Raw genomic sequence first — 23,619 nt, 5'->3', positions numbered from 1 at the left:
ACGGGTAAATAAATAATGGACAAGAATTACATAATTGACCGCTTCTTTTCATAAACATGATTATGAAAAGGAGAGGTGGTTTATGGAAGCGTATATCAATGATTTGGACGAACATACCGATGAGGCTACAAAAATAATGCTCAACAATGTGGTGAAAAGAAAACGCAAGTTCGATCATTATAAATCCCGTCATTTTTTATTTATTTACATTACATTAGGTTTAACAGCAATTCTAGTTGTTTATGTATATAAGAACATTATTCCTCTTTATTCTTATTCTTTTATGTCCATGTATAACTATTTTTTTGACAATGAGTTTATCATTCTCTGTATGCTAATGCTTGCCTTTATGTATGGAGGGATGCTTTATTACAAAAAAAAGATGGACAAGGCAGAAAAGGAATTTCACGCACTGCGATGTGAGATTATAGATAGGAGTAAGGATCTATGGAAAAATGATGTAGCTTGGAAAAATAGACATATCCTCTTTAATAAATTTAAAGATTTATATGATATTAATCTTTTTCACGAAAATAAATAATTTTTCACAAAATAGGCAGGTAAAGTCTGAGATTTGTCGAATAAGTATCAATTATAGGGAATGTTTATACTAGATTGCGGTGGGGGTGCTTTGATGTTTGTAAAGAATATCATGATTTCAAAATATCATTGTCATACGGTTTCTTACAATGATACTCTTCAAGAGGTTTTCTCGGTGCTGGATGAACATCAAATTGAGGGAGTGCCAGTTCTTAAAGGAAATAAGTATATAGGTACGATCACAAGGTATCGAGTATACAAAGCAGCCTTCTTATCAGAGCTGCCGAGAGATATTTTTTTAAAGGAAACAAAAGCAGAATCGATCGCTGAGGTAAACAAAACATTAAAAGAAGACGAAATATACGAAAATATATTTTTGGACTTAAAAGAGACACCTTTATTAGCCGTAGTGGATGATTACGAGTATTTCCATGGCATTGTTACGCGCTATGATATAATTGAACAATTCCAGAGTACCTTTGGCGTTCATGTACCTGGTGTGAGGATAGCATTAACTACAGTCGAAACCAAGGGGCGTATTGCCAGGTTAACTGAGATTGCAAGGCAATATCAGCAACAAATAATTTCATTAGTTACCTTTGATGAAACCGATAAACTTTTAAGGCGCATTGTCATTAAAGTAGTGAAAGCGCCGAATGTAGATAAATTTATCCGTAAATTAGAGGAATCAGGCTTTAGAGTCTTGCATATTGATGAAAAAGTTTTGCATATTGATCAAAAATAAAGATATAAATAAATGTAGAGCTAGTCATTTATTAGGCTGGCTTCTTTTAGTTATAAGATATAAAGGATTGAAAGGGAGATACTATGGCAGTGCTGTTCTTTTTTGGTTTATTAATTGCTTTATGTGTGTGCTTACTCATATATATGTACAGGCTTGCGCATCAGGACCGAGTGATTGATCATACGTTTGAATTCAGTACATTTCCAAGTGATGAGACCATCACAATCTTTTTTATTTCAGATATACATAGGCGGGTCATCAGTAATGAAATTATTGGGCAGGTAAAAGGGAAGGCTGATTTTGTTTTAATTGGCGGTGACCTAGCTGAAAAAGGGGTACCGCTAGATAGAATAAAAGAAAATTTAACTAAATTAAAAAGTGTAGGTCCTGTTTATTTCATATGGGGTAATAATGATTATGAAATAGATAGACATGAACTGGATGCACTTTTTGTAGAGTTGGATATCCATGAATTACTAGATACAAGCGTACTGTTTGAAACAAAGGATGGCGGTAAAATACGCCTGCTTGGAATTGACTTTTATGATGAAGAGGAACAAACGGGGCGGCTTGATTTGGCAATGGAAGAAGCGGAATCTGACAGTTTTAGAATTCTAGCCAGTCATACTCCTAAAATTGAAAAGGAAATTGAGAAATCATATGGAATTGATTTAGTATTGAGCGGCCATACACATGGGGGGCAAATTAGGATTTTTGGAATGGGCAGATATAAATTGGGCGGCGTCAGCGAGAGGAATGATACGACCATCCTAACAAGTAATGGATATGGAACAAGCTTACTTCCGCTGCGATTAATGGCAAAACCTGAGACTCATTTAATCCATTTAAAGAAGTTAACTCCTTCATGATTTTAAAACAAGGTACCGACTGTGACTCCCTTCATACAATGGAATGGAGAGAGTAGCTACAGGAGGATTTTTTCATGAAGCTTAAACAAATCAATCCGACATTGTTCAAACTATTTATTCCCTACGATGAATTGGAAGACAGAGGTGTTACCTGTCAGGTGCTAACCAGTCATTCGGTGGAAACCCATAGCTTTTTTTATCATATTATTCAAGAAGTGCTTGAAGAATGTGGGAATTTGGTTGCTGGATTTTTTCAGATGGATGTATACTCTTATCCATGCTACGGAATCTATATAATTTTAAAAAGGGATGCGTACAATTTAAACGAAGATCTCGAAGAAGAAGAAGAAATAGAAGGGTACCTATCTGTTAATATAATGAAGCGAGATCAAGTCATATATGAATTTGCGGAGTTTGATGATGTGGTACAAGCTTGCAGAATTATAAAGACTAGCTGGAATGTGAAAGGAATCCTTTATTTTTGGAAGTCCAAATACTATTTAGAGATAAAAGAAGATACTCTTATAAACCAAGCAACTCTTATGTCTATTCTTTTGGAGTTTGGAGAATTCTCGACCTTGAGTAAAGAATACCTGTCGGATTACGGACACAGGATAAGTAAAGAGAATATAATTACTATTATAAAAAAATATTTCCTATCATAATCGCATCTAAAAGATGTGGTTATTTTTATTTAATCTAAGCGTGTTTATAAAGGCCAAAACAGTACTCTTGCACTTTCCAGGCTTTATTAAGTATACTGAATTTATAAAAGCGAATAATAAATCTGAATATTTTTTCAAAAATTTTTGTTTTGTAATTTTTAACCCTATTATTCTATTATTTCACTTTCCAGACAATTGCCAAAGTTGTATACTTATGCTGGTAGGAAAATATTACTTATTATACATCTGTAGGAGGTACTATAATGACAGCCGACCATCATTCCACTGAGGACAAACTAGATGTTTTAAAATCGACTCAGACTGTCATCCATAAGGCTTTAGATAAGCTTGGATATCCAGAAGAGGTATTTGAATTATTGAAGGAACCGCTTCGTATGCTAACTGTGAAAATCCCTGTTAAAATGGACGATGGTTCTGTAACGGTTTTCACTGGTTATCGTGCTCAACATAATGACGCTATAGGTCCGACAAAAGGTGGAATTCGTTTTCATCCTAATGTTACAGAGAATGAGATTAAAGCTTTATCCATATGGATGAGTTTGAAATGTGGCATTGTAGACTTACCGTATGGAGGGGCAAAAGGCGGTATCATATGTGATCCGCGCAATATGTCTTTTCGGGAATTGGAAAGGCTTAGCCGTGGATATGTCAGGGCGATAAGCCAATTGGTCGGTCCTACAAAAGATATCCCGGCACCGGATGTTTTCACCAATTCACAGATTATGGCCTGGATGATGGATGAATACAGTCGTATAGATGAATTTAACTCTCCGGGATTTATTACCGGTAAACCGCTTGTTCTTGGCGGTTCACATGGCAGGGAATCAGCCACTGCCAAAGGGGTAACTATTTGTATCCATGAAGCGATTAAAAAACGTGGAATGGATTTAGTAGGAGCGAAAGTTGTTGTCCAAGGCTTTGGAAATGCAGGAAGCTTTTTGGCAAAATTCATGCATGATGCCGGTGCCAAGGTAATCGGTATTTCAGATGCAAATGGGGCTTTACATGATCCCGATGGCCTTGATATTGATTACTTGCTGGATCGTCGAGACAGCTTTGGTACAGTAACCAACCTATTCACGAATACGATAACCAACCAAGAATTACTTGAACTTGAATGTGATGTTTTGGTACCTGCCGCAATTGAAAATCAAATTACAGACGAAAACGCTCACAATATACGAGCGAAGATTGTCGTTGAAGCTGCTAATGGTCCAACCACTTTGGAAGGAACGCGTATTCTAACAGATCGCGGTATACTGTTAGTACCGGACGTTTTAGCTTCTGCCGGTGGTGTTACAGTATCTTATTTTGAATGGGTACAGAATAATCAAGGATACTATTGGACTGAAGAAGAAGTTGAGGAAAAATTACAAAAAGTAATGGTTAAATCATTTAATACCATCTACGATACAGCTCAATCCCGCCGTGTAGACATGCGCCTCGCCGCCTATATGGTTGGGGTACGGAAAATGGCCGAAGCATCGCGTTTCAGAGGCTGGATTTAATACTGCAAACAATAAGAAAGTTTTCTGTCCCTCGTGAGATAGAAAACTTTTTTGCATGTGGTGGATGAGTTTAGGTTCTAAAAATGTTATTCTAAAAATGTTATTCTAAAAAGGTTATTTAAATATTCATTGAGAAGTACTAGATACTACATACAAATTGAAATTCCAGTTTACGGTTATTTGGAGGAAAGAAGTATGCACTATGAAGAAGCAATTGTGATTGGCGGCGGACCATGTGGTATGTCAGCTTCCATTAGTTTAAAGGAAATTGGTAAAAATCCATTGATTATTGAAAAGGGGAATATTGTTAATTCGATTTATCATTACCCAACACATCAAACCTTTTTCTCAACCAGTGAGAAATTAGAAATTGGGGATGTCGCTTTCATTACTGAAAATCGGAAACCTATTCGACTCCAGGCATTAACATACTATAGAGAAGTAGCGAAGAGGAAGAATCTCAGAATAAATACATATGAATGTGTGGAAGTAATAGAAAAGCAGAAGAATGGATTATTTAGAATAAAAACAACCAAAAATGAATATGAAACACCATACTGTATCATTGCAACGGGCTATTATGATCAACCAAATATGATGAATATACCAGGTGAAAATTTGGATAAGGTATACCATTATTTCAAAGAAGGACATCCTTTCTACGATATGGATGTGGTTGTGATCGGTGGCAAAAATTCAAGCGTAGATGCTGCGCTAGAGCTTGTAAAAGCGGGAGCAAGAGTAACAGTCATATATCGGGGAAATGTTTATTCAAAAAGCATTAAACCTTGGATTTTGCCCGAGTTTGAATCATATGTCCGCAACGGAATTATCAAAATGGAATTTAATTCAGTCGTAAAAGAGATTAAAGAGCAAACTGTCATTTATGAAAAAGAGGGGCAAATAATCGAAATACAAAATGATTTTGTTTTTGCTATGACAGGGTACCATCCGGATTACAGCCTTCTAACCAATGTAGGTGTTGAAATACAAAGTGATACAGGGAAACCAATGATTGATGAGCAAACAATGGAAACAAACATAGAGAACCTATTTGTGGCTGGTGTGATTGTGGCCGGAAATAATGCTAATGAAATTTTTATTGAGAATGGAAGATTTCATGGTGGACAAATAGCAAATGCGGTAAAAGATAAGGAAGGGTTGGAGTAGCATTAAGAATGCTTGATTACTTGTTAAGAGGTGTAAAATGAAGAAAATTTCACTAATTACGACTGGTGGAACGATTGCCAGTAAAGAAATCTCTAAAGGACTTCTGAATTCGGGTGCTATGAGTGGTGAGGAATTAGCAGCACTCTGTCAGTTGCCGGAGGGTTTCGATATAAAAATTATAGATTTAATGCAAAAGCCTTCCATGCATATTGGTTTCGAAGATATGGTTTTAATAAAAGAAGCCATTGAAAAGGAATTGGAGGATGAAGGAGTTTGTGGAGTGGTAGTCACTCATGGAACGGATTCGTTAGAGGAAACGGCTTATTTTCTTGATTTAACAACTAAAGATCCAAGACCAATAGTGGTAACAGGCTCACAGCGCTCCCCTCAGGATGTCGGAACCGATGTATATTCCAATTTACGGAATTCAATCTATGTAGCCGCAAATCAACACTTAAAGCATAGCGGAGTTTTGGTTGTCTTTAATGAGCGGATATATTCTGCAAGATACGTGAAAAAAGTCCATGCTTCGAATCTCCAGGGCTTTGAATCATTTGGTTATGGATATCTTGGAATCATCGATAATGATGTAGTCAGCGTCTATCAAAAGCCGATCTATAATGAATCTTACAAAATCGGTCCGGAAATACCGCGCGTTGATATCGTAAAATGCTATACAGGTGCAGATGGGATTATGATTGATGCCGCTGTAAATGCCGGCGCACGTGGAATTGTGCTAGAAGGAGTCGGCCGTGGGCAAGTAACACCTTTAATGGTCAACTCAATCCAATCTGCTTTGGATAACGGGATAACAATTGTTATCAGTACAAGTGCGGAAGAAGGAAAAGTGTATCCTGCCTATGGATACCACGGCAGTGCGCATGACCTGCAAAATAGGGGTGTGATTCTAGGTGAGGATTATGACAGCAAGAAGGCAAGATTGAAATTGGCCATATTATTATCCAATGGTAATGTCGATATCAAGGCTGCGTTTAAGTTGTAGGGTTCGAATTACACTAATCACATGAAAGCTGTGAGAATTCTTGATTTTCTTTTTTTTTCGTCCGTGTTACGATTAAAGGACGAAAGAGTAAAAAAGAGAGGGTAATCCATGTTAAATATATTAACAGCGGGCGTTGCACCTGGTATAGCCTTGCTAATTTATTTTTACCTGAAAGATCAATATAACACTGAGCCTGTATCAGTTGTATTTAAAGTATTTATCTATGGTGCGTTATTTGTCATACCTGTTATGTTTATTCAATATGTCATCCAGGCAGAAGGGCTTTTTCTTTCTGTTTGGGCTGATGCCTTCTTTGAAAAGGGAATGGTAGAAGAGCTGATTAAGTGGGCTTTATTCCTTTGGTTGATCTATGGCCATGTTGATTTTGATGAACCCTATGATGGAATTGTTTATGGAGTTTCTATTTCTTTGGGGTTTGCAACATTGGAAAATATCCTCTATTTATTTTCGAATGGGCTTGAATATGCATGGGGAAGAGCGATGTTCCCTGTTTCAAGTCATGGACTGTTTGGGGTCATCATGGGCTTTTATTTTGGGAAAGCCAAATTCCAAACCCAGCCCAGGTTAAAGCTGACTTATATGCTGACAGCCTTGTTCATTCCGATTGCCTTGCATGGTTCCTTTAACTATATATTGATGGAGCAGGAAAAATGGTATGTATATTTAATTCCATTTATGTTCTGTCTATGGGGTCTCGGACTTTGGAAAGTAAAAAAGGCAAGAATTTTAACAGAAAAGGCTTTTAAACAGTCATTTGAATCAGTTTAATAAACTGTAAACTGCAGTAAAATAGAAACAAACACTAAATCTAAATCTGCTTCTTTTTAGGAGTAGATTTGATTAGGGTTTGTTTTTTTTATTTTAAAGGATGTTTTATCTATTTATGTTGTCTGCGGCTTTAATCCTCCAGGGTAAATAAAGGTCATGAATTCATCCTGAAATTGTTGCTTATTATGTTACAAAGAATATGCTTCATACCCCACTGCTTCTACAATCCTAAATGATTTTTCCCTACCTCCATTCAACTTTGCTTTTCTCTGCTATCAGCTCAAAAAGCTTTTGTATGCAACTTATTTTTATAATCATCAATCCTCTAGTTTGAAAATGATTTTCATGTTGGACTGAATATTTTATATGTGTTTGCAAAAACTACCCTTACTGTCATTAATTCTACAGGAGGGCATGAAATGAAGGGTTTAGTAAGGAAGTTAGTATCCTTTTCAATAATTGGTTGTTTTTTATTCCTCTCACCCATTTTTGATATCCAGACTGAAGCATTTACCAATCAAGTGATTCAAAGGGGAGCTGTCGGAGATGATGTCATCGAATTACAGGCGCGTCTTCAAAATATAGGCTTTTATCATGGAAAAATAGATGGGGTCTTTGGATGGGGAACATACTGGGCATTGCGTAATTTTCAGGAACAATTCGGCTTACCTATTGATGGGTTAGGTGGAGCAAAGACTAAAAGTAAACTGGTTAGCGCCTCTAATTACAATGCTTCCTGGGTGAAAAAACAAATCAATTCAGGAAATGAGTTTACTTATTATCAGGGAACTCCAATTGAGCATCAAGTTAAGCCAAAATCATCATCGAATAAAACGACAAAATCAACAAATACGGCGAAAAAGAACACATCCACAAAGACGACCGGTACAGCTGCAAATATACCAGCTGGATTTTCGGAAAGTGATATAAAGTTAATGGCGAACGCAGTTCATGGTGAAGCGAGAGGTGAACCATACGAGGGTCAGGTAGCAGTTGCTGCGGTTATTTTGAATAGGGTCCAAAGTTCATCGTTTCCAAATACAGTTTCAGGGGTTATATTTCAGTCGGGAGCATTTACTGCGGTAGCTGACGGACAAATCTGGCTTGAACCTAATGAGAGTTCAAGAAACGCAGTTATAGATGCTATCAATGGTTGGGATCCGACCGGTGAAGCTGAATATTATTTTAACCCGGAAACAGCGACAAGTTCATGGATATGGAGTCGTCCGCAAATAAAAAAAATCGGCAAGCATATATTCTGCAACTGAGGTGAATGTAATGATAAGAAATATCGTGATTGCTGTATTGCTAATCGGTTTAGTTGGAACAGCGTACTGGGCATATCAGGATCATCAAGAAAAAATAGCTATCATGAATCAAACCGAGAATAATTATCAGCGTGCCTTTAATGATCTGAACTATCAAATTGATGTGTTAAATGATAAAATCGGGACGACATTGGCTATGAATACAAAGGATTCTCTATCTCCGGCATTGGCTGAGGTTTGGAGATTAACAAGTGAAGCACATAATAATGTTGGTCATTTGCCCCTAACATTAATGCCATTTCATGAAACGGAGAAATTTTTAACTAATATCGGTGATTTCGCCTATAAGACATCTGTGCGAGATTTAGATAAAAGTCCGCTATCTGATGAAGAATATAATACATTAAAAGCTCTGTATAGTGACGCAACGGAAATAAGAGATGAGCTAAGGAGTGTTCAAAGGAAAATCAGCGACAATGATTTACGTTGGATGGATGTGGAAACAGCTTTGGCGGATACGAAGGGGGACAGCCAACGGGACAACCAAGTTATTGATGGACTTAAAACGATAGATAAAAATGTAAAGTCAATTGGACAAAAAAGTGAATATGGACCTACATTTACATCTGTGGAGGAAAAAAACATAGATTATAAAAATTTGTCCGGAAAAGAAATAACCCGTAAGGAAGCAATTGAACTGGCAAAAAAATATACAGGTGTCTCTAATGCTAAAACTGTCAGCGTAACTGCAAATAAGGATGGTTCAAAATACGAGTTCTATCATGTGAATTTGAAGAGTGCTTCTACAGGTAATATGATTGGAATCGATTTGACTAAAAAAGGTGGACATCCAATTTATATTATTAATGATCGTCAAGTATCCGATGCTAAGATCGGGTTAAACGATGGATATAAGAAAGCTCGGCAATATCTGAATAACATGGGCTATCAGAATATGGAGTTATTTGAAAGTACTCAATATAATAATGTTGGTGTTTATACGTTTGTAACGGTTAAAGATCAAGTGAGGATCTATCCTGAAGCAATCCGTATCAAAGTAGCACTAGATAATGGAGATATCATCGGATTGGGAGCAGACGATTATCTTCAAAATCATGATAAGGAAAGAAAAATTAATAAACCGGCTATCACTGAAAAAGAAGCTGAAAAGCAAATCAGTGGAAAAGTAATGATTATGGAAAAAAGATTAGCCGTTATCACAAATAATTTATATGAAGATGTACTCTGTTATGAATTTATGGGAACAGTAGGCGATGATACCTACCGAATTTTTATTAATGCTGAAAACGGGCATGAAGAAAAAGTAGAAATCATGCATGAAGCAAGAAAAGTGTATGATGATGTCTCATAAAAAATAATCTAAGGAAAAGGCTGGAAACGGTCTTTTCCTTTTTTGTATTCTCTGTCATAATAGTACATAAGTCCTTGTTTTGGAATATTCTTACACATGTCAGAGGGGAAATGGTTTAACTATGTTAACAATCGGAATGACCATCATACTTGAGAAGAGCCAATTAGATCAGCCTGAAACATATAGATGCAAGTTAATGGATGTTAGAGATGGGATTCTTTATATTGATTATCCAGTTAATATATATACGAACAGAATAGATTACTTAATAAATGGAACGAATTTCAGGGGAACATTTGTTGGAAAGGATCAAAATACCTATCTGTTTAATACGGAAATCCAGGGAAGAGTAAGGGAAAATATACCTTTGCTGCTTTTAGATTATCCTGGTGATGAATATCTGGAAAAAATTCAGCGAAGAGAATATGTGCGTGTAAGCTTGTCCACAAAAGTAAATGTACAGCCCATTAATAATGAATTCCCCCCCTTTACGGCATTAACAACGGATATTAGCGCAGGAGGAGCAGCAATCATTGTTCCTCAAAATTTAAAGATTGATACTCATACTAATCTAATACTGCAGTTTACATTTGAGATGAGAAATAGGGAAGTGTGTGAACTACCCATTCAGGTACAAGTGAAAAGAATTGTCGAAGTTTTGAATAATAGAAAAAAAGTATCTGTCGAATTTACCGAAATCACTGAAGCAGAACGGCAAATTTTGCTGCGTTATTGTTTTGAAAGGCAATTGGAGGAAAGAAACAGAGGTTTTGGGGATTAAATACATATCTGTATGGACAAACTCATAAGTAAGAGGAGGATTGTTCCATATGAATGCGGTAGAGCGATTTATCAAGAAAATGGCTATCATTCAACTTTTATTTTTATTATTTTTTCAGCTTGTTTTTCATCGTGAACATACCTTTACTAAATGGAAAACACTCGCAAGATATGAAGGCGTCATCGAAAATAATTATACAGCGATTATGGATGCAATTTCCAATAAATGAATATTTAGGTTTTCTAAAGACAAAGTAAAGTACTTTGTCTCATTTTTTTACATTCATATTGATTTATATCCTGTAAAGCTGTGTTAAAATAGTCATGATTAATTTTTGTGTACAACAAGGAGGAACAAATGAAAAAGAAATTATCGATTGCTATTGATGGTCCTGCTGCTGCAGGTAAAAGCACAGTAGCGAAAATTATTGCTAGAAGGCTAACATACATATATATTGATACAGGTGCAATGTACAGGGCTTTAACTTATAAGGCATTAAATAATGGAATAGATCCGAATAACGAAGCAGCTCTTTATGATCTATTAATGTCTACGGATATAAAATTGCAGAATAGTGAACAAGGACAAGATGTACTGGTTGATGGAGTTATTGTATCTGAAGAGATAAGAACGCCGAATGTAACTAAAAATGTTTCCGCTGTCTCTCAGCATAAACTGGTCCGTGAAGAAATGGTTCGACGACAACAGCTCCTGTCTGAACAAGGCGGCGTTGTAATGGATGGCAGAGATATAGGTACTCAAGTTATGCCAAATGCTGAAGTCAAAATCTTTATGCTTGCAAGTGTAGATGAGCGTGCCAAAAGAAGACATGAAGAAAATATCTTAAAAGGGTTTGACTCGGATATTGAACAATTAAAACAAGATATTGCGGCCCGTGATAAATTTGATTCAGAAAGAGAAGTATCTCCTTTGAAAAAAGCAGCAGATGCAATTGAACTTGATACAACAAGTCTTTCAATTGATGAAGTGGTGGATGCTATTATGAAGATAGCGAATGAGAAAGGAGTATATGGATGAGCTTTTATAGATTTGCCAGGGGCGTAGTAAAGATAGCTCTAACTCCCTTATACCGTGTCTCAGTTTCAGGAAGAGAACATTTTCCTGAGACAGGCGGTGTTTTATTATGCTCCAATCATATCAGTGAATTAGACCCGCCAGTTGTAGGGATGACGTGCCCGCGGGATGTTCATTTTATCGCTAAAGAAGAACTGTTTAATGTACCTGTTCTTAAAACTATTTTACCGCGTGTTCATGCCATTCCTATTAAAAGAGGTATGAGTGACCGGAATGCCTTGCGAAAGGGATTGGGTGCTTTAAAAGATGGACATGTCTTAGGTCTGTTTCCTGAAGGAACTCGCAGTAAGACAGGTGAATTGGGAGAGGGTCTTGCGGGTGCAGGCTTCTTTGCGTTGAGAACGGACGCTAAAGTTATTCCCTGTGCCGTGATTGGTTCCTATAAACCATTTTCTAAAACAAAAGTTATATACGGTCCTCCAATTGACATGGAAGAATACCGTAGTCAAAAAGCCTCCCCTGAGGAAGTGACGAAAGTCATAATGGCTCATATAAAGCAATTGATTGATCAAAACCGCTAAACATCCTGCTTGACAAATAGTACAAATTATAAGAAGTTAGAAAAAAGAGATTATTTAGAATATTGTTTAATACTGGCGGATTAGTGGTATTAAATATAAATTGAAAGGTAATTGAACCCGTGATCGTTAGGAGGAGTACATATGACAGAGGATATGAACAATATTAATGTAACCGAGTTTAATGTAGGCCAAAGAGTGCGTGGGACTGTAACTAAAGTTGAAGAAAAACAAGTCGTAATTGAAGTTGAAAATAGTAAGCATGATGGCATTGTCCCTATCAGTGAGCTCTCCAGTCTGCACGTTGAAAAAGCTTCAGATGTGGTGAAGGAAGGGGACGAGCTTGAGTTTGAGATTATCAAAGTCGAAGATGAAGCTCTGATTCTATCGAAAAGAAAAGTAGATGCAGAAAAAGCGTGGGGAGACCTGGTTGTTTCATTTGAAAATGGTGAAATAATTGAAACTGAGGTTAAAGACGTTGTAAAAGGCGGTCTAGTTGTTGACTTGGGAGTACGTGGATTTGTACCTGCCTCGCTTGTCGAAGATTATTTCGTTGAAGATTTCTCTGACTACAAAGGGAAAGAGCTAGCGTTTAAGATTGTAGAGCTGGACCAAGAAAAAAACCGCTTAATCCTTTCACACAGAGATGTTGTGCGTGAAGAGAAAGAAAAGAAAAAAATTGGCGTTCTGGAATCTTTACAGGCTGGCCAAGTCCTTGAAGGAACGGTTCAGCGAATAACTGATTTCGGCGCATTTGTTGATATTGGAGGTATTGATGGTTTAGTTCATGTATCTCAGCTTTCTCATGAACATGTGGACAGACCTTCAGATGTTGTCTCAGAGGGAGACAACGTCCGAGTCAAGATTTTATCTATTGACCGTGATACTGAAAGAGTTTCATTATCCATAAAAGAGACCCTGCCTGGACCTTGGTCAGATATTACTGATAAAGCAAAAAAAGGCAGTGTTTTGGAAGGGACGGTTAAACGTCTTGTATCCTATGGTGCTTTTGTGGAAGTATTCCCTGGTGTAGAAGGTTTGGTGCATATTTCTCAAATTTCACATAAACATATCGGCACTCCTCATGAGGTTATGTCTGAGGGAGATGTTATTAAAGTTAAAGTGCTTGACGTGAATGAGGATGAGCACAGATTATCTCTAAGTATTAAAGAATTGCAAGAAAATCCAGCTGCTGAAATGGATAACTATGAACTCCCTGAAGAAACAAGAGGCTTCCAATTAGGTGAAATGATTGGAGAGCAGTTAAAGAATTTAAAAAAATAAAGTAATGTGTTAGATGCCCTTACAGGCTTGCATGCTTTAGGTTTAATATTAAGTAAAAATCAGCCCTTCTCAGGTATAGAGAAGGGCTGTTTCTATGTATAAACAAAAAATCGAATAAAGTTACCAATCAGCGTTATGCTTCACTCTGTATTATTTAGTTTTGTGAAATGACCCGAGGATTAGAGTGTAACTTGGTCGTGATTGCGATTAAAGGGCCAGAATTAGCGTGGCTGAAAAAATCTGTTATGTAGAATATCTGTTTATGAAAGTGAGGGTGTCTTTGGGTATCTACTGAATTTATAGAAAAGAATCGAATGCCCTGCTTACCGAAGATGTGTTAATAAATCAATTTCCTATTACATTTGAAATGTTTAAAAAAATTGAAAGTTGGCATACTGCTAAGGGAGGTTTTTATGCATGAAGGTTATTTATTTTTCAGTTTAATGTGGCTTGGGTGTTGGTATTTTATTTTTATATCAGATGAATCGGTTAAGATAAGACGGAGAGGAATGATCAGACTATTGGCAGGGATTTGCTTTGCCGGTCTGTCCATCCATATATTCAGTATACATTTAAATCTGTTTTTTATTGCGGCCCTGCTTTGGTCTTTTTATCAATGGAGACATTGGACGAATAAAGAATTAATTAGAATGACAGTCGCTATTTTTTTTATTACTATTGCCTTTATATGTATTAGAATTTATTCAGTTCTATATCCAGTATGGTTTATTGTAAACTGGATTTATATTGCGGCCGGTATGCTGGTTGTACTGAGTATAATCTTTTTAGAATCAACTAAAAGGGTCAGTATACTTAGTGTTGCCATTATACTTGGTGAAGCAGTTTATTCAGGGATTTTATATGTTTACGGGTTTCCAGTTAAAGCGATAGGTACATTTGAATCATTGGACCTTTTGTTACTGGCGATAACCATTACTATCCTTTTAAATAAAACCAATAATCTATGGACAAAAAGAATACCGAGGCGAAGGATTTATCATCAGCAGCATGTAGGGTTAAAAGGTAAGGGCGTTAGATAAAAACCTGTTGGATAAATTCCATTAAGAAAAGTAATTTAGTTTACTTTTTACCGAGAATATTGAAAGGAAAACTCCAAGGGAGTTTAAATTTCACGTCAAAAATAGTAAGGAAATATAGCAGAAGAGTTGTTACTTTGCGAAACGTTTGCTATCATAATATAGTTAGACCCTTCTTTATGATTAAGAAGGGTTCTTTTTTCATAAAATATAAATACATTAAACATGCTAACAATTCAGTGAAAATAAACAGGAATTTAGCTAGGATAGTTGAAAGGATGAACGACCATGCCAAAACCAGTTGTAGCCATAGTAGGCAGGCCGAATGTAGGGAAATCTACAATATTCAATCGGATTGTAGGAGAAAGAATATCAATTGTAGAAGACGTAGCCGGAGTAACCAGAGACAGGATTTATAGTTCTGGAGAATGGTTAAACCATGAATTCAATATTATTGATACAGGCGGTATTGATATAGGGGATGAACCGTTTTTAGAACAGATTCGTCAACAGGCAGAGATTGCTATTGATGAAGCGGATGTTATTATTTTTATGACGAGTGGCAGAGAGGGATTGACTTCTGCTGATGAAGAAGTGGCAAAAATTCTTTATCGTTCAAAGAAACCAGTAGTCGTTGCTGTAAATAAAGTGGATAACTTTGAGATGCGCGATCAGATCTATGATTTCTATGCATTGGGCTTTGGTGAACCAATAGGAATCTCTGGCTCTCACGGAATTGGAATTGGGGATTTGCTAGATGCTGTTGTACAAAGCTTCCCTGATCACCAAGCACCTGACTATGACGAAGATGTGATTAAGTTCAGCTTGATCGGTAGACCGAATGTTGGAAAATCCTCATTAGTTAATGCGATTTTGGGTGAAGAGCGCGTTATTGTAAGTAATATCGCAGGAACAACAAGAGATGCGGTCGATTCTCCATATAAATATAATGGCGATGATTATGTCATCATTGATACCGCTGGAATGAGGAAAAAAGGTAAGGTATACGAAAGTACTGAAAAGTACAGTGTTTTACGTGCATTACGAGCTATTGAACGTTCAGATGTTGTCCTAGTGGTCCTCGACGGGGAAGAAGGCATTATTGAACAGGATAAAAAGATTGCTGGGTATGCCCATCAGGCAGGACGAGCTATCGTTATTGTAGTGAACAAATGGGATGCAGTTGAAAAAGATGATAAAACGATGAAGAAGTTTGAAGAGAAAATCAGGGCTGAATTCCAGTTCCTTGACTATGCTCCAATTGTGTTCTTGTCTGCTAAAACGAAAGCACGTATCCATACTTTGCTTCCAATGATTAATTTGGCAAGTGAAAACCATGCACAGCGTATCCAAACGAATGTCCTGAATGATGTTATAATGGATGCAGTAGCAATGAATCCAACGCCAACCCATCACGGCAAAAGGTTGAAAATATATTATGCTACACAAGTGGCCGTTAAGCCGCCATCCTTTGTTGTCTTTGTAAATGATCCAGAATTAATGCACTTCTCCTATGAACGCTTCCTGGAGAATAAAATTAGAGATGCATTTGGATTTGAAGGAACGCCTATAAAAATATTTTCTCGACTACGTAAATAATTTTTTTGAGGAGTGGAGTCTATGCAACAATCAGTCACCATTTTGGGAGCAGGTTCGTGGGGAACTGCACTTGGAATTGTCCTTGCAGATAACGGACATGCGGTAAAAATCTGGGGGCATGAGTTAGAACATGTCAATGAGATAAATCGTGAACAGGCAAATATTCGTTATTTACCTGATGTCAAGCTCCCTTCCGCTATTAAGGCATACTATGATTTGGAAGAGGCATTGTCTGGCTCAGAGGTTATTGTTTTTGCTGTACCGACTAAAGCAATTCGTGAAGTGGCCCGCAAGGTTAAAGCGATTGTCCAGGATAAAGTGACAATCGTCCATGTAAGCAAAGGGATAGAGCCAGATAGCTTGCTGCGTATATCTGAAATGATAGAAGAAGAAATTTTGGATATAGCAAAAGATATCATTGTTCTCTCCGGCCCAAGCCATGCTGAAGAGGTAAGCAGAAGGATTCCTACAACCGTTACGGTTGCTTCTAAAAATATGGAAGCAGCAGTGCGTATTCAGGATTTATTTATGAACCAAAATTTCCGCGTGTATACAAACCAAGACTTAGTTGGTGTGGAAATTGGGGGTGCCTTGAAAAACATTATTGCCTTAGCAGCTGGGATTACGGATGGACTTGGATACGGAGATAATGCCAAAGCCGCTTTGATGACTCGCGGTCTTGCAGAAATCACTCGTCTGGGTGTGAAGATGGGAGCAAACCCGTTAACATTCCTTGGATTAACAGGTATCGGTGACCTTATTGTAACATGTACAAGCGTCCATTCAAGAAACTGGCGTGCCGGTAATATGCTTGGAAAAGGAAAGAATCTTGAAGAGGTTCTTGAAAGCATGGGAATGGTTGTTGAAGGCGTGAGAACAACGAAGGCAGCTTATCAGTTGTCGGAGAAATACCAAGTGAAGATGCCAATTACGACTGCCTTGTACGATGTCCTGTTTAATGACAAGGATATTAAGACAGAAGTAGATGATCTTATGACTAGAAGCAAGAAGCATGAAATGGAAGATTTGATGGATAGCATGATTAATAATCATTAATTAATGATTTTGTCAAAAAATAGGCATTTGTTACTTGCTGAGATGGTCATTTAAACATAGTATACTTTATAAAAGACTGAGCCAGCATAAACTTAGTCTAAGTCTATATATTTAGTCCAGGACGGAAGTTTGGGTATATAAAACCCGAGCTTCCGTTTTTGTTTTCTTTTAGGTATATTTTGGGTTATAATAGCGAAGGTTGAAAAAATATTATTCTTTTTAAAAATATGGTAAAAAGAATTGATGAAAAAGGGGTGCCGAATATTGAGCATAGCAATGCAAAAAATGTGGATTTCGATTGCTGGGATGGGCTTAATGGCAATCGCAGTGCTGGCTATATATCTAAGCAGATATAAATTAAAGGGTATATTAAAATATCTTTTAGCCACGATAGCCTATGTATCTATGTTTATAGCAGCCATTATTATGGTCATTATTATTGTGAGTGGTCCTACAAATGGATAAAGTGTTGAATAAGAAACTACATAACATATCTGGAATGACATTCTTGTTGTGTACAATTCTTTTTCTATCCGGGTGTATGTATCCGCAGGAGAATTTACAGCAAAACCAGGTACCCTATGAAGATCAGGTCGAATCCGTTCAGAAAGCTGTTTTGGAATATAGAAAAGATAATGGCGGCAACCTGTTGCCGATTGTGACAAAGGATCAAGATACACCGTATTATATGAAATACATAATTGATTTTCAGAAATTGGTTCCAAAATATATGTCTGAAATTCCGGGAAATGCCTATGAAAATGGCGGGATTTTTGAATACACACTCGTTAATGAAGAAACAAATCCAACTGTTAGGCTGATTGATTTACGTTTAGCCGAGACAATACGGGATACCAAGCTGCAAATTCAATCACAGGGCTATCCTGCGTTTGAAGAAAAAATTGGTACCAATGTCTATGCGCTCAACTATAAAAATATGGGATTTGACAAGGAACCTACCGTGAAAAGTCCCTTCACAGGTAAATCGTTACACCTTGTTTTAGGCGAAGATGGCGAATTGTACATTGACTATACACCGGATTTATATGATTTACTTATTGATCGTTCGGCGGGATTTAAAAAGGGTGAAGATATAAGAGCAGAGTTAGTGAAAGACAGCCTCTTTGTTCCTGCCTATTCATTACCTTATACATGGGATCAAATAGCAAATAAACCTGTCTTTATGGCAATTGAGGAATAACCTTTCTTTTACAAAATATATTGTAAAAGAAAGGTTTTTTTTATTCCAGATTGTATTTTAAATTTTGACATCTCCTGAATAATTCGGTGCTTTATCATGATACTCCGAATAATTGGTTCATTTTTAATCAAAATAGCAGTCGGTTGTTTACATAAAAGGAGAGGAGAGAAAAAACTAGTCATAAGTTTAATGGGCTATAGCATAAATATATAGTGTCCAAGTTTATAAGACTATCAATAATTACGTATATGTACTCATATATGGAGGAATCGGGAGGGGATCTCTTGGAAAGGGTCGATATATTTAAGGATATAGCCGAGAGAACCGGCGGCGATATATATTTAGGAGTAGTTGGAGCCGTTCGGACGGGTAAATCTACATTTATTAAGAAATTTATGGAGTTGGTTGTTCTTCCTGGTATGAAAAGTGAAGCTGAAAAAGCACGTACGATTGATGAATTACCACAAAGTGCAGCAGGAAGAACGATCATGACTACGGAACCTAAATTTGTGCCGAACCAGGCAGCACAGGTTCAGGTAGACGAAGGGTTAGAGGTCAATATTCGTATGGTTGACTGTGTAGGATATACCGTTCCTGGTGCGAAAGGATATGAGGATGAGAATGGGCCAAGGATGATTCATACGCCTTGGTATGAAGAGCCAATTCCGTTTCATGAAGCAGCTGAAATTGGCACTCGTAAGGTCATACAGGACCATTCTACAATTGGCGTTGTAGTGACGACAGATGGGTCAATAGGAGAGATACCAAGGTTAGACTATGTAGATGCTGAGGAAAGGGTCGTAGAAGAGCTAAAAGAGGTTGGAAAGCCTTTTATCATGATTATTAATACAGTCAGCCCTTATCACCCGGATACAGAGATTCTGCGTGCTAAGCTTCAGGAAAAATATGATATCCCGGTGCTTGCCATAAGTGTTGAGAGCATGCGGGAAGGGGATGTGTTAAATGTCCTGCGGGAAGCATTGTTTGAGTTCCCTGTTCTGGAAGTGAATGTGAATCTACCTAGATGGGTTATGGTGCTTAATGAAAATCATTGGCTGAGGGTCAGCTATCAGGATGCTATAAGAGAAACGGTTCAGGATATTAAAAGGCTTAGAGATGTTGATAGACTCGTCCATCTTTTTGAAGAGTATGAGTTTGTTGGTCATGCTTCATTGGCTGGGATTGAAATGGGCCAGGGAGTAGCCGAAATAGATTTATCAGCACCTGATGAATTGTATGACCTGGTTCTAAAAGAGATTGTGGGTGTTGAGATACGAGGGAAGGATCATTTGCTTGAATTAATGCAGGATTTTGCTTACGCGAAAGCGGAGTATGACCAGGTCGCGGATGCCCTTAAAATGGTTAAACAAACGGGTTATGGTGTTGCTTCTCCTTCTCTGGCGGATATGAGTCTGGATGAACCGGAAATCATTAGACAGGGATCCAGGTTTGGAGTTAGGCTGAAAGCTGTGGCGCCATCCATTCATATGATAAAAGTAGATGTTGAATCAGAATTTGCCCCTATAATCGGAACAGAGAAACAAAGTGAAGAATTGGTTCGTTATTTAATGGCGGATTTTGAAGATAATCCTCTGAGCATCTGGAATTCAGATATATTTGGCCGCAGTTTGTCTACTGTAGTTCGTGAGGGAATCCAAGCTAAATTAAGTTTGATGCCGGAGAATGCACGATATAAATTAAAGGAAACGCTTGAAAGAATCATTAATGAAGGATCTGGCGGATTAATTGCCATTATTCTTTAACAGATACAGAGGGTTTTACGGACCGTAACGGATCCGTAATCCTCTGTATTTTTTTGCAAAAATCAAGTGTTTTTATAAATGCTTTAACTTTCAAAATACCTCAAATAAGAAGATATGGCAATAAAAATAGAAAAATAACCTACATTATTCGAATAAATGCCTGTAAATTCGCCAATTTACTTGATATGGTCTATGGATTATGATAATCTTTTATCAGAAATCAAGTTCAAAGCAAAAACCCTTATATATCAATGTTTATCAATGGTTTTTTATGTTAAAAATGATTAATGACAAAATATTTCAAGTTTTTGTTTTGACTGATGAAAATATTTCATTACAACTTAAAAAGTATTGAAGTAGAATGGAAGCATACTTTGGGAGGAGGTGAATGGCATGAACAAAACAGAATTAATCAACGCTGTTGCTGAAGCTAGCGAGCTTTCTAAAAAAGACGCAACTAAAGCAGTAGACGCAGTGTTCGAATCCATTTTAGAAGCTCTTAAAAATGGAGATAAAGTACAATTGATTGGTTTCGGTAACTTTGAAGTTCGTGAGCGTGCTGCTCGTAAAGGACGTAACCCGCAAACTGGTGAGGAAATCGAAATCAGTGCCAGCAAAGTACCTGCATTCAAACCAGGGAAAGCACTTAAAGACGCTGTTAAGTAATTTTTACATACGATTTTACTTGAATAAGCGCTATACGCGATTAGAGTCATTACCAATTTCTTTGGTAATGACTCTTTTTCTATTATGAAGTCCATAATCTATGGCTCTAAGAATAAAATGTGCTACTATGGAAATAGTTGAAATTAGGTATAGCAATGGGAGGAAGACATAAAATGAGTGAAATCAATCGCGGTAAAATAGAAGAAGCAGTGACAATGATTTTGGAGGCTCTTGGGGAAGATCCAACAAGGGAAGGGCTCCTGGACACACCTAAACGTGTAGCAAAAATGTATGAAGAGGTATTTTCCGGATTGAGACAGGATCCTAAAGAATATTTTGAAACGGTATTCGGTGAAGATCATGAAGAATTAGTCCTTGTTAAGGATATCCCTTTTTATTCTATGTGTGAGCACCATCTCGTGCCATTCTTTGGAGTGGCACATGTGGCCTACATACCAAAAGGCGGACGTGTTACAGGTTTGAGTAAATTAGCCAGAGCGGTCGAAGCAGTGAGCAGAAGGCCGCAATTACAGGAACGGATTACATCAACTGTTGCAGATTCTATTATGGACACACTGGCTCCTCATGGAGTGATGGTCGTAGTTGAAGCTGAGCATATGTGCATGACTATGAGAGGTGTTAAAAAACCAGGATCGAAGACAATTACTTCCGCAGTAAGAGGAACATTGGCGACAGACTCAATCTCCCGTCAGGAAGTATTAAGCTTAATTAATAAATAATCATGAGATAAAAGTTGAAAAGGAGTAAGAGAATGGAGAACCTTCAATCAAATGATTTTGTAGTTATAAAAGCATTGGAAGATGGAGTGAGTGTTATTGGATTAACCAGAGGTGAGGATACTAAATTCCATCATTCAGAAAAGCTTGATAAAGGTGAAGTGTTATTTGTTCAATTTACAGAACACACATCAGCTATGAAAATCAGAGGAAAAGCGGTTATGTACACGCCATACGGTGAAATAGAAAGTGAAAAGGAATAACCGATTATCTATTCTCTCCTTTTAAACCATTCGACAGCAATTTAAAAGGATAGTAAGATGAGTATGATGAATACGTAATGTGCCGATTATGGTACGGAATCAGAAGTGGAAGCATGGGTGATTACCATTGGATAGCATCAATAATGAAGTCATACAATTTAATAGTGAGATAAAGAAACTTATCTATCATTCTTTAATATTAGATCATATTGATCGGCCAGTCATAAATGATGATATGATAGCGGTTATGGTTAAAATTCTGCGTGATGCTAATGTGGATCAAAAGTTGATGCCATATTACATAGTATCTGTCATGCTTATGCAAATTGCCCTGGATACCCATGAGGGAGTTTCAAACACAGAGGAATCCGAAAGTCCGGCAAAATTAAGGAAACGGCAGTTATCGATTTTGGCTGGAGATTATTATAGCAGTATGTATTATCATATATTGGCGAAAACAAAAGATATCGAGTTTATTAACCTAATGTCCAGGGGAGTTCAGGAAGTGAATGAGGCTAAGGTACACTTATATATGGATAAGGATGCTGATATAGATACATTAGTAAAGTATCTTAAACAGATTGAAACCATACTGGTCGAAAAAACAGCTGAGTATTTTAACGTAATTGAACAAAAGGATTTGTTTATAGACTTTTTATTATGGAATAGATTAATGGCAGAATTGGACGGTTATCAAAATAAGTGTAACTCTAAATTTATTCAAGCCTTACAATCAATACATAGTGTAAATGATGAAACTGCTGATAAAATATCAGATTTACTTAAAAGGGAAATTACAAAGGTAAGTGATAGATTAAGATCAGCTATGTTGCAATACAATTTTAAGGATGAAATGGTTTTACGGATTGAGACAAGTATAAGGTAATCTTGAAAACATATAAAAAGACGATGTGGGGAAAGGGAATTCATAATGAAACAACAAACAAAAGAGGAACGTGTACACGGTGTCTTTGAAAAGATTTCTGATAATTATGATTCTATGAATTCAGTAATCAGTTTCCAGTTACATAAGCGTTGGCGTGCCGATACGATGAAAAAAATGGATGTTAAACAGGGAGATCAGGCACTGGATGTATGCTGCGGTACAGCTGACTGGACGATAGCGCTGGCGAGACAGATTGGCGACTCTGGTAAGGTAACGGGTTTGGACTTCAGTAAAAATATGCTCAAGATTGGCGAACAAAAGGTTAAAAAGGAGCAGTTAAATAATGTGGAACTGCTTCATGGGAATGCAATGGAGCTTCCCTTTGAAGATAATACATTTGACTTTGTCACAATTGGATTTGGTCTTCGGAATGTCCCTGACTACTTAACGGTATTGAAAGAAATGAACCGTGTTCTGAAACCGGGTGGCATGGCTGTTTGTTTAGATACTTCTCAACCGACGTTACCGGTTTACAGACAGCTATATTATTTTTATTTTAAGCATATTATGCCTCTCTTGGGTAAATTATTGGCTAAGAGTTACAAGGAGTATTCCTGGCTGCAGGAATCTGCATCTGATTTTCCAAGTGCACCGGCATTGAAAAGACTCTTTGAAGAAGCCGGTTTTGTGAAGGTTAAATATAAACCTTATTCCGGTGGTGCAGCTGCGTCTCATTTTGGATTCAAACAATCAAAATAAAGGGCGCATATTAGTTTAACGGGA

26 protein-coding genes are annotated in these 23,619 nt (G+C 37.1%); all 26 read left to right on the top strand.

The features are described from left to right. Positions 1–82: 82 nt before the first annotated feature. The 26 genes from AC4BHA_RS03010 (at position 83) to AC4BHA_RS02885 (ending at position 23,595) form a co-directional block, all read left to right on the top strand. Positions 83–541 carry a YpbF family protein gene (locus AC4BHA_RS03010; RefSeq protein WP_066107539.1) on the top strand — a complete coding sequence of 153 codons (459 nt, stop codon included), beginning with the start codon at positions 83–85 and terminating at the stop codon, positions 539–541. A gap of 93 nt (positions 542–634) precedes the next feature. Further along, the gene (locus AC4BHA_RS03005) at positions 635–1,285 is read left to right on the top strand and encodes a CBS domain-containing protein (protein ID WP_066107536.1); all 651 of its coding nucleotides are present in this window, start codon (positions 635–637) and stop codon (positions 1,283–1,285) included. 83 nt (positions 1,286–1,368) lie between these two features. Further along, positions 1,369–2,154: a metallophosphoesterase gene (locus AC4BHA_RS03000; protein ID WP_490558130.1), complete on the top strand. Its 786-nt coding sequence runs from the start codon at positions 1,369–1,371 to the stop codon at positions 2,152–2,154. A 74-nt stretch (positions 2,155–2,228) separates the two neighbouring features. Beyond that, the gene (locus tag AC4BHA_RS02995; protein ID WP_490558129.1) at positions 2,229–2,819 is read left to right on the top strand and encodes an adaptor protein MecA; all 591 of its coding nucleotides are present in this window, start codon (positions 2,229–2,231) and stop codon (positions 2,817–2,819) included. A gap of 263 nt (positions 2,820–3,082) precedes the next feature. After that, on the top strand, positions 3,083–4,348 hold the full coding sequence (locus tag AC4BHA_RS02990) for a Glu/Leu/Phe/Val family dehydrogenase (protein WP_066107527.1): 1,266 nt from the start codon (positions 3,083–3,085) through the stop codon (positions 4,346–4,348). A 195-nt stretch (positions 4,349–4,543) separates the two neighbouring features. Beyond that, positions 4,544–5,518 carry a YpdA family putative bacillithiol disulfide reductase gene (locus AC4BHA_RS02985; RefSeq protein ID WP_066107522.1) on the top strand — a complete coding sequence of 325 codons (975 nt, stop codon included), beginning with the start codon at positions 4,544–4,546 and terminating at the stop codon, positions 5,516–5,518. A 37-nt stretch (positions 5,519–5,555) separates the two neighbouring features. Continuing rightward, a complete protein-coding gene (locus AC4BHA_RS02980; RefSeq protein WP_066107519.1) occupies positions 5,556–6,521 on the top strand; it encodes an asparaginase in 966 nt (321 codons plus the stop codon). 108 nt (positions 6,522–6,629) lie between these two features. Further along, on the top strand, positions 6,630–7,310 hold the full coding sequence (prsW, locus tag AC4BHA_RS02975; RefSeq protein ID WP_066107516.1) for a glutamic-type intramembrane protease PrsW: 681 nt from the start codon (positions 6,630–6,632) through the stop codon (positions 7,308–7,310). A 419-nt stretch (positions 7,311–7,729) separates the two neighbouring features. After that, the gene (gene sleB, locus AC4BHA_RS02970; protein ID WP_066107513.1) at positions 7,730–8,578 is read left to right on the top strand and encodes a spore cortex-lytic enzyme; all 849 of its coding nucleotides are present in this window, start codon (positions 7,730–7,732) and stop codon (positions 8,576–8,578) included. Positions 8,579–8,588: 10 nt separating this feature from the next. Further along, positions 8,589–9,950: a germination protein YpeB gene (ypeB, locus tag AC4BHA_RS02965; protein WP_066107512.1), complete on the top strand. Its 1,362-nt coding sequence runs from the start codon at positions 8,589–8,591 to the stop codon at positions 9,948–9,950. A 121-nt stretch (positions 9,951–10,071) separates the two neighbouring features. After that, positions 10,072–10,731, top strand: a complete 660-nt coding sequence (locus AC4BHA_RS02960) for a flagellar brake protein (protein ID WP_066107509.1) — start codon at positions 10,072–10,074, stop codon at positions 10,729–10,731. Between the two features lie 49 nt (positions 10,732–10,780). Then, positions 10,781–10,960: a DUF5359 family protein gene (locus tag AC4BHA_RS02955; protein ID WP_139891728.1), complete on the top strand. Its 180-nt coding sequence runs from the start codon at positions 10,781–10,783 to the stop codon at positions 10,958–10,960. A gap of 128 nt (positions 10,961–11,088) precedes the next feature. Beyond that, positions 11,089–11,769 (top strand): (d)CMP kinase, encoded by a 681-nt coding sequence (gene cmk / locus AC4BHA_RS02950; RefSeq protein ID WP_066107501.1) that lies wholly within the window; start codon positions 11,089–11,091, stop codon positions 11,767–11,769. Beyond that, the gene (locus AC4BHA_RS02945) at positions 11,766–12,347 is read left to right on the top strand and encodes a lysophospholipid acyltransferase family protein (protein WP_066107498.1); all 582 of its coding nucleotides are present in this window, start codon (positions 11,766–11,768) and stop codon (positions 12,345–12,347) included. The genes cmk and AC4BHA_RS02945 overlap by 4 nt, the downstream gene beginning before the upstream one ends. 141 nt (positions 12,348–12,488) lie before the next feature. Then, positions 12,489–13,628 (top strand): 30S ribosomal protein S1, encoded by a 1,140-nt coding sequence (gene rpsA / locus AC4BHA_RS02940; RefSeq protein ID WP_066107495.1) that lies wholly within the window; start codon positions 12,489–12,491, stop codon positions 13,626–13,628. Between the two features lie 413 nt (positions 13,629–14,041). Then, the gene (locus AC4BHA_RS02935) at positions 14,042–14,668 is read left to right on the top strand and encodes a YphA family membrane protein (protein ID WP_066107492.1); all 627 of its coding nucleotides are present in this window, start codon (positions 14,042–14,044) and stop codon (positions 14,666–14,668) included. Between the two features lie 285 nt (positions 14,669–14,953). Beyond that, on the top strand, positions 14,954–16,264 hold the full coding sequence (gene der, locus AC4BHA_RS02930) for a ribosome biogenesis GTPase Der (protein ID WP_066107491.1): 1,311 nt from the start codon (positions 14,954–14,956) through the stop codon (positions 16,262–16,264). A gap of 21 nt (positions 16,265–16,285) precedes the next feature. After that, a complete protein-coding gene (locus AC4BHA_RS02925; RefSeq protein ID WP_066107488.1) occupies positions 16,286–17,320 on the top strand; it encodes an NAD(P)H-dependent glycerol-3-phosphate dehydrogenase in 1,035 nt (344 codons plus the stop codon). A 264-nt stretch (positions 17,321–17,584) separates the two neighbouring features. Further along, positions 17,585–17,785: a DUF2768 domain-containing protein gene (locus AC4BHA_RS02920; RefSeq protein ID WP_066107485.1), complete on the top strand. Its 201-nt coding sequence runs from the start codon at positions 17,585–17,587 to the stop codon at positions 17,783–17,785. Next, on the top strand, positions 17,778–18,521 hold the full coding sequence (locus AC4BHA_RS02915) for a YphF family lipoprotein (RefSeq protein ID WP_490558128.1): 744 nt from the start codon (positions 17,778–17,780) through the stop codon (positions 18,519–18,521). Before AC4BHA_RS02920 ends, AC4BHA_RS02915 begins: the two co-directional genes overlap by 8 nt. Positions 18,522–18,805: 284 nt before the next feature. Next, positions 18,806–20,284: a stage IV sporulation protein A gene (gene spoIVA / locus AC4BHA_RS02910; protein ID WP_066107482.1), complete on the top strand. Its 1,479-nt coding sequence runs from the start codon at positions 18,806–18,808 to the stop codon at positions 20,282–20,284. 393 nt (positions 20,285–20,677) lie between these two features. Then, complete coding sequence (locus AC4BHA_RS02905) at positions 20,678–20,950, top strand: HU family DNA-binding protein (RefSeq protein WP_049670554.1); 273 nt, start codon at positions 20,678–20,680, stop codon at positions 20,948–20,950. 173 nt (positions 20,951–21,123) lie between these two features. Beyond that, positions 21,124–21,690 carry a GTP cyclohydrolase I FolE gene (folE, locus tag AC4BHA_RS02900; protein ID WP_066107479.1) on the top strand — a complete coding sequence of 189 codons (567 nt, stop codon included), beginning with the start codon at positions 21,124–21,126 and terminating at the stop codon, positions 21,688–21,690. A 32-nt stretch (positions 21,691–21,722) separates the two neighbouring features. After that, positions 21,723–21,950 (top strand): trp RNA-binding attenuation protein MtrB, encoded by a 228-nt coding sequence (gene mtrB, locus AC4BHA_RS02895; RefSeq protein ID WP_066107475.1) that lies wholly within the window; start codon positions 21,723–21,725, stop codon positions 21,948–21,950. 127 nt (positions 21,951–22,077) lie between these two features. Then, positions 22,078–22,836, top strand: a complete 759-nt coding sequence (locus tag AC4BHA_RS02890; RefSeq protein WP_490558127.1) for a heptaprenyl diphosphate synthase component 1 — start codon at positions 22,078–22,080, stop codon at positions 22,834–22,836. Positions 22,837–22,881: 45 nt separating this feature from the next. After that, the gene (locus AC4BHA_RS02885; RefSeq protein ID WP_139891730.1) at positions 22,882–23,595 is read left to right on the top strand and encodes a demethylmenaquinone methyltransferase; all 714 of its coding nucleotides are present in this window, start codon (positions 22,882–22,884) and stop codon (positions 23,593–23,595) included. Positions 23,596–23,619 lie beyond the last annotated feature (24 nt).

The sequence above is a fragment of the Pradoshia sp. Z3_51 genome (assembly GCF_058215915.1).
The sequence above is the reverse complement of the archived record's forward strand: the minus strand, read 5'-3'. Positions and strand labels throughout refer to the sequence as shown.